At 61.2% G+C, this 6,809-nt stretch carries 10 protein-coding genes; 9 read left to right on the top strand and 1 reads right to left on the bottom strand.

What is annotated here, in order from left to right; all coding sequences use genetic code 11:
* Nucleotides 1-235 precede the first annotated feature (235 nt).
* Both ACXJLU_RS16095 and ACXJLU_RS16100 read left to right on the top strand, forming a co-directional pair.
* Complete coding sequence (locus ACXJLU_RS16095; protein ID WP_457332588.1) at nucleotides 236-577, top strand: hypothetical protein; 342 nt, start codon at nucleotides 236-238, stop codon at nucleotides 575-577.
* A gap of 124 nt (nucleotides 578-701) precedes the next feature.
* A complete protein-coding gene (locus ACXJLU_RS16100; protein WP_457332590.1) occupies nucleotides 702-929 on the top strand; it encodes a hypothetical protein in 228 nt (75 codons plus the stop codon).
* Nucleotides 930-1,267: 338 nt separating this feature from the next.
* Here ACXJLU_RS16100 and ACXJLU_RS16105 read toward each other — a convergent pair whose 3' ends face one another.
* The gene (locus ACXJLU_RS16105) at nucleotides 1,268-2,713 is read right to left on the bottom strand and encodes an IS1182 family transposase (RefSeq protein WP_457332592.1); all 1,446 of its coding nucleotides are present in this window, start codon (nucleotides 2,711-2,713) and stop codon (nucleotides 1,268-1,270) included.
* Nucleotides 2,714-2,838: 125 nt separating this feature from the next.
* On the opposite strand from ACXJLU_RS16105, the gene ACXJLU_RS16110 reads away from it, so the two are divergent.
* The 7 genes from ACXJLU_RS16110 (at nucleotide 2,839) to ACXJLU_RS16140 (ending at nucleotide 6,726) form a co-directional block, all read left to right on the top strand.
* Nucleotides 2,839-3,114 (top strand): barstar family protein, encoded by a 276-nt coding sequence (locus ACXJLU_RS16110; RefSeq protein ID WP_457332594.1) that lies wholly within the window; start codon nucleotides 2,839-2,841, stop codon nucleotides 3,112-3,114.
* Between the two features lie 66 nt (nucleotides 3,115-3,180).
* Nucleotides 3,181-3,660: a hypothetical protein gene (locus tag ACXJLU_RS16115; protein ID WP_457332596.1), complete on the top strand. Its 480-nt coding sequence runs from the start codon at nucleotides 3,181-3,183 to the stop codon at nucleotides 3,658-3,660.
* 151 nt (nucleotides 3,661-3,811) lie between these two features.
* Entirely contained in the window at nucleotides 3,812-4,177 is a 366-nt protein-coding gene (locus tag ACXJLU_RS16120) for a hypothetical protein (RefSeq protein ID WP_457332598.1), read from the top strand.
* Between the two features lie 67 nt (nucleotides 4,178-4,244).
* On the top strand, nucleotides 4,245-4,799 hold the full coding sequence (locus ACXJLU_RS16125; protein WP_457332600.1) for a hypothetical protein: 555 nt from the start codon (nucleotides 4,245-4,247) through the stop codon (nucleotides 4,797-4,799).
* Nucleotides 4,800-4,844: 45 nt separating this feature from the next.
* The gene (locus ACXJLU_RS16130) at nucleotides 4,845-5,150 is read left to right on the top strand and encodes a hypothetical protein (RefSeq protein WP_457332602.1); all 306 of its coding nucleotides are present in this window, start codon (nucleotides 4,845-4,847) and stop codon (nucleotides 5,148-5,150) included.
* A 254-nt stretch (nucleotides 5,151-5,404) separates the two neighbouring features.
* Complete coding sequence (locus tag ACXJLU_RS16135) at nucleotides 5,405-5,857, top strand: hypothetical protein (RefSeq protein WP_457332604.1); 453 nt, start codon at nucleotides 5,405-5,407, stop codon at nucleotides 5,855-5,857.
* A gap of 212 nt (nucleotides 5,858-6,069) precedes the next feature.
* Nucleotides 6,070-6,726 (top strand): HAD family hydrolase, encoded by a 657-nt coding sequence (locus ACXJLU_RS16140; protein WP_457332606.1) that lies wholly within the window; start codon nucleotides 6,070-6,072, stop codon nucleotides 6,724-6,726.
* The last annotated feature ends 83 nt before the right edge of the window (nucleotides 6,727-6,809 follow it).

Below are 6,809 nucleotides of genomic sequence, written 5' to 3' on the forward strand. Positions count from 1 at the left end.
GGGAAGGAGCAGACTGGGTGAAGAGGTGTAGAGCAGTCGATCGGCGTGGGGAAATGGCGCCTGTCTTTTCCTCGACGCAAACCGCTGGCACGGCGGCAGAAAGCCACGCGGGTGCCGATGCCAGTAGAGCTCGTTCACGGCCAAGTGCGGCCAGTCGCGAACGGCTGCTTATAGGCTCACGAAGAGAACGGCCATCCTGTGGAAACTATGCGTCGTCGCACTTTCACATCCATCCATGTATCGACTGAATCAGTCCGCTGTCCCTCGCGGAACCGCGAATGAAGGTTACATCCGGGCGTTTCCGAAGCGCGTCAAGCAACTGTTCGGAGATCCGGTGCACTACCCGGGGGACGCGGAGTGTTTGGGCAACTACATTTTTGAGTCAGATGACGGAGATGTGGTTACGCTTTACTGCATGGCCTACGACGCTCCGCACGCCACGACCAAGAAGGCGAAGGCGGAGTTCTGGAACTACAGTGCACTCGTCGAGTTGCACATCGGCGCGCGAAGCGCCGCGTCTGGGCAGGCGTTTCGCAAGTGGATTGAAGTAGAACTTGCGAAGGGCACTGCGCTGTGACGTCCATTGAGAGTCGACTGCCGGCGACGAGGGGTGACCGCCAACCGGCAGCAGGCAGCCAATCTCGGTCTTTCGCGGACGACTGCTTGATGGTTGTCGGGATGTTGAGTCGAGGAGAGGCTACTTGAAGGTGCTAGTCGAAATGCAAGGCTTGGAGTTCGACTGGTTCGCAAAGGACGCGGCTGGCAACTATGCGATGTTCGCTACAGCGGGAAGCGGTCCAGTCCCCGAGGCGGTTGCAGGTGTATGCATGCAGCATCGGGCCATCGCCGAGCGGATTCCCGTCACGGGCTGGGGCACGAGCGCTGTCTGGACGAGCTTCTCGAAAGTCGGCTTGTTTGCGTACGACTAGGACGACCGACGCCGCTGCTACGCGCGCATGGCTGTTCCAGATCGGCCCATTGATGCTGCCTTGTCGGCGCGGCTTACAGAGATGGCGCTGCCGGATCTGCCGCTGTCGTTTGGCGAAAGCCCGATCATCACAGCAACCACTGCGCCATGAGTCATGGCTCCTTGATGATCGGCAGGGATCGGCCGAGGCTGTGTGAGAACTGCGCAATAGGTGCCGCTCCACCAGCAATGTGACCCGCTGGACGCGGCTTCGCGACTCGCAGTATTTTGAGGCCACCGGAAGGCCTTCACGCAGGCCATGCAGGGGCCCAAGCGAGCCTATTGAAGGCAACAAGGGGCTCACGCCCCCATCGAACTGACCGCCTTCATCGTCTTGGCCATGCCCAGGATGCGCAGCACGCGCTTCAGGTTGTAGGCGAGCACCTGCAGGCTCATCTCGGTGCCGACGTTGCGCAGCCTGCGCGTCAGGAAGTGCGTCGAACCCATCCAGTGCTTGAGCGTTCCGAAGACGTGTTCGACGGTGCACCGGCGCAGCGTCATGGCCTCGGGTTGCCGATCGAGTCGGCGCTGCATGGCATCGAGCACCGCCTCGTGCTCCCACCTCGCGATCCGCCTGTAGTCGCTGGGCGTGCACCGCGACTTCATCGGGCACTGCGGACATGCGCTGCTCCAGTAGCGCCGGATCTGCTGGCCGTTCTCTTCTCGCGTGTACCGATAGATCGCGCGCTGGCCCGCCGGGCATTGGTACTCGTCGTCCTTGGCGATGTAGATGAAGTCGCGCTTGTCGAACCGGCCTTCGGCTTTCGCGTTCGAGGTCAGCGGCTTCGGCACGAACGGCACGATGCCCGCGTCGGCGCATCCCTTGATCTGCGGAGCATTGAAGTAGCCGCGGTCGGCGTAGGCGCGCAGCTTCGGCTTGCCCATGGCTTCGCGGGCCGCCGTCGCCATCTTCGTGAGCTGCGCCCGATCGTTGCCGATGTTGGTGACCTCGTGCGCCACGATCAGGTGGTGCTTGGTATCCACGGCAACTTGCACGTTGTAGCCCACCACGCCAGTGCCCTTGGCCTGCGACATCATCGAGCGCGAGTCCGGGTCGGTCAGCGAGAGCTGTGGCTCGGGCTGGCGCGCCAGGCGTTCTTGCAATCGATTCATGCGCCGCATCTGCTCGCGCAGCGTCTTGACCTTGTCCTTGAGCCGGTCGGTCTTGGCAACGAACTCGCCGGGCTGCGTCCGGTCCGCCGAGTCCAGCGCGTCCAGGTAGCGCTGGATGCTCTCCTCGATCTGCTTCTTGCGCGCCTCGATCTTGGCCGGTGTGAAGTTGCGGTCGCGGCTGTTGACCGCCTTGAACTTGCTGCCGTCGATCGCCACGGCGGCCTGCGAGAACAGCTTCAGGTCGCGGCACAGCTCGACGAAGCGACGGCACACGGCGCGGATGCCCTTGCCGTTGTCGCGCCTGAAGTCGGCGATCGTCTTGAAGTCCGGCGCCAGGCGCCCCGTCAGCCACATCAGCTCGACATTGCGTTGGCACTCCCGCTCCAGTCGCCGGCTCGACTGCACACGGTTGAGGTAGCCGTAGATGTAGATCCTCAGCAGCACCGCCGGGTCGTACGAGGGACGGCCTGTTGCCGCCGGCGTCGTGCCCTCGAAGCCCATCGATGCCAGATCCAGTTCCTCGACGAACGCGTCGACCACGCGAACCGCATTGTCCTCGGCAATGAACTCGTCCAGCGACTCAGGCAGCAACGTCACCTGATGCCGATCTTGCCCTTCAACGAACCTGCGCATATCGACTCCTTCTCGATATGCCTGCAAACTCTACGCAGAAGCGGCCGAACGCGGATCGGGGTTTTCACACAGCCTCGGCCAGAAGCGGTCATCGATGAGGGGCGGCTTTCAGGTAGGCTGAACGCATGCGAACCATCGTGGTTGATTGCCTCACGGTTCAGTCAGAAGCGGACTTCTGGTCGGCGTACTTGAAATCGGCCGAGCCCGACGGTTCAGGCTACTTTGGGCGCAACCTCGACGCATTCTGGGACGCCCTCAATGGTGGCCCTGGTTGGCCGGGCGAATGTGAGCTTCAGTTCACCAATACACGGCACGTGCAGGCGTTTCGCAGTGGTCATTTTCTCGAAGCGCTGCGTGACATCGCAAGCCGATCAAGCATCGTGAAGGTCACGTTCGACTGATCCCAGCGACTGCAAGCTGTACGTGGCCCAACAGCTGGCACGATGAAGCCACATCGAGAATGCGACATGCCGAACTACTCACTGATTCAGTCCACACCCAGAGTGCCTCACGGAATCTCTTGCAGGTACTTCCTGGTAGATCCCAGCCAAGCAGGACGCCGAACGCTACTGGTTGTCGCCTTTGAAGGTGAGTACCCCGACGGTTCTCGCGGCAACGCTCACGGTGCGTACGTTGCGACGGCGGCCCTTCACGGGCTTCATGCATTTGACGCGGACGGTGTAGTGCTTGATTTTCGAGGATTGACCTATCGATGGGGCAACACGCTTCTGAAAGTCTTTGAGGACATCGGGCGATTCAAGGACACGGATCTGGAACCGGGGGAACCACGATTTCCTGTCGTCGTCGTGACGTCGGAGAGGTGCCGAAGTGCCTTCTTGTCCCTGGTGACGCCCACAGGTCAACCCGCACCGGATTGGCACTTTGACGAAATCGACGAGGCCATTGAATTTGGTTTGGCCTGGATCGATCGGTGGTTTGCCTTCTGAAAAACGACGGTCGGCCGGACGCTGCTGCCGACCGGCAACAGTCGGCCACTTGCGGACTGTCGCGACTGACTGCTTTCATGCGGTGCAGTCACCTCTCTTCTCATTCCACCGCGGGCACTCATGACCGCGCACCAGCGAGGCAGAATGAGTGATGCACTTCAGCAAAGTCGGCCCCTTCCTGTCGGCCAGTCGGATCACAGGCCCGAAGCACAACATCCTGCAGCTTGAGATCGGCAGCGGCGATGGCGTGCGTACTGCAGTTGAAAGGCTTGGCGATGCTGGCGCAACTTCGCTGTCGGAAGACGGCGTAGTGTCCGCGGTGATGGAAGGACTGGCCGCCGCGAACGAGCGCTTTCAACAAAGTTGGACGATCACGCGCCTGCGCTACGCTCCGGCAGACAGTGGACCGGAAGCGACCTACGCGCACCTGGCGTTTTCGATCCTCGCCAATCTTGCTGCGGGCAGGTATGAAGGAGTTGCATCCGCGTCATCGAGCCGCAGCGGGTCAACGACATAACTCGAGAGGCTGTAGCCGGCCAGAAGCGGGTGTTCGCCAGTGACCGCTCCTGGGTACCATTGATCAGATGCAAGACCATCCGGCAAGCCTGTTCCTGAGTCCACTGCCCGTTCCGGTATGGGCTGTTGCGGCACTCTGGCTGCTCGTGCACGGCCTGTCCCTCGGACTGGCTGCCAGAACGCTCAGGCTCGCAGCAACGGAACAACACATCGTTGTCCCCGCGTCTGCGCAGCCGCAGTTGACGCGTCGATCCATCGCCATCCAAACGGTTTGCGGGATTGCGGTGTTCGTGTACTCGCAATTCGCAGGTGGCGCGCTGGCCTCGTTCTTCGCCGGAGGCTGGTTCCTCGCGGCGGCGCTGGGTGCTGCGCTGAACGTGCGGAGTCTGCTTCTGCTGCGCGCACGCTCCATGCCCGGCAGCCTTCGAGGCAAGGTGGATATTTCAAACGAAGCAGCTTTGATGGAACGCGCGGCCGATCTTTGGGCAGGGGCGCTTTGGTGCCTCCTGGCAGCCATTGTTTTTCCTCAGCCCGCGCTACCGGGTGCCGCCTTCATACTTGGCAGCGGCGCCTTCAAGTTGATGCGACGCGCACGGCCGACGAGCAAATTGACGACGGCTTGAGTCCGAGTCTGCGGGTCGTCCCATAGTCCACGAGCAAAAACAACTGTGCACGAAATCAACACCCCTCCAATCAGCACCACGCGCTACAGGATGCGCGCAGCTGTTGCCACGGCGCATGCCGTGCTGCCTGCATTGCTCGCATTCTCTTCAACTGCAGGGACCTCGAGCTTCCTGGCGCTTGCGATACCGCTGTACTGGACCTGGCCGCTCTGGCTGCGCTCGTTGTATCGCGGTCGGGCGGCCTCCGATTGCGCCTACATCATCGCCATGACAGCAGGCATCCTGGCATCCATTCTGGGGTTTCCCCTCGCGGCTTTCGCAACGCTCATGGCATTTGGTGCCCGAAACTGACGAGTACTCCAGCAACTCGGACACGACTCCGACCCAGACATTGCGTGGCCGCGCGTGGGCGGCAAAACCGGTGCATCCAACGTCAGCGTTTAGTCGGCTTGCGCATGCCAGCATAGGAGGGGTGAACTACTGTAGCCGGCCACTTGCCGTCCTTGGCGAGTGGGCGGCTCCGAGGTAGTCTGCTAGCCCTTCCATCGAGCCGACGTGCCCCACCGAGCCGGGGCACGCAGCTCATGTCAAACGTTAGGTGTCACATGCGCGCGGTCGTGTCGTCCATCTTGCTTGTTTTGCTCGTATCGAATTTTCCCGCAAGTGCGGCTGAATCGCCCTTGGAAGGCACCTGGGAGGTCAAGTGGACGTGCGCGAAAGCGTTGAGCCCGAACTGCATGGCAGACTCATTCTCCCTTCGGCTCTTCATCAGGAACGGAAGGCTCTGTGGAGCGCATTCGTCGGTCGCCAAGGGTGGAAACAAGGTCGACGAACTCGGTGGCTCAGAACCTACTCTTGCCGGTCAGGTTGTTGGCAATACCGCGGCGGTCACTTTCGTCAGCTCCTTTGAAGGCAAGGGCAAAGCCACCATCAACCTGAAGGGCAGGCACCTGCAGTGGCACATCACGGAAGGCGAGGGCGAACACTGGTTGCCACCCGACGCGATCCTGCGGCGAGTTCGGAGTACCACGTGGGGAGCTCAGCTAAAGTGTGGCTGACCAACGTGACGCCTAACCGTTCCATCGAGCGGACAGTTTCCTGAGCCTTGCCCAGCCTAAGCCAACTTCCGCTATGGGTCGACCAGGGCCTCTCGGCTGCAGATCGAAGGGCTGTAGCCGGCCACTTCCGGTCGCTCGCGATGGGTCGCTTTCATGCGGACCCTCCTGACACATAATCGTCGCATGACATCCCCCGGATTCATTCAGGCTTCATGAACCTGCTGGCCGTGCTCTTTGACCTCGATGACACGCTGCACGACAAGTCAGCAACACTGCGCATAGTCGCTGCCAAGCAGCACCTCATGGGAGGGCTTTCGTCCTTGGGTATTCATGAGAGTGATTGGGAGTCGCACTACGTCGAGCTGAACAAGCTTCGCATTGAAAAGACCGAGGTCTTCGCACGTCTTCGGGATCGGTTCTCACTCTCTTCGGACCTTGCCGCGGCACTGCTCACCGATTTCGACAACAACCTGGGAGCGAGCGCTCAGCCGCATGCAGGTGCGCTGGACCTCGTCAGCGCGTGCAAGTCACACGGCATCAAAGTCGGCCTTGTCACCAACGGACGCGACGCGTTTCAGCGAAGCAAAATTGCCGGCATGGGTATCTCCGAGAACGTCGATGCCGTCGTGACCTCAGGTGGCCTGGGGATCAAGAAGCCTGATCTGCGAATCTTTCGCGCCTGCCTTCGAATGCTCGATGTCGAGCCCCACACCGCTGCATTCGTCGGAGACGACTTCGACGCCGACATGCGACCCGCCCTGGAGCTGGGGATGCAAGCCATCTGGAAATCTGCCTCCTATTCGGCGCGAGTCGCGTTCAGCAGCGACAACCTCCATGAAATCCGGGCGTTCTTGCTGCCGACGGTCTAGTGTAGTGCGCTCGAATTAGGGGAACTTAATTTCTGAAGCAAACTCCATCCTCGACGGGAGGTTGGAAGCATGCGAGTCGCGGC

It is taken from the genome of Rhizobacter sp. P5_C2, from assembly GCF_054049715.1.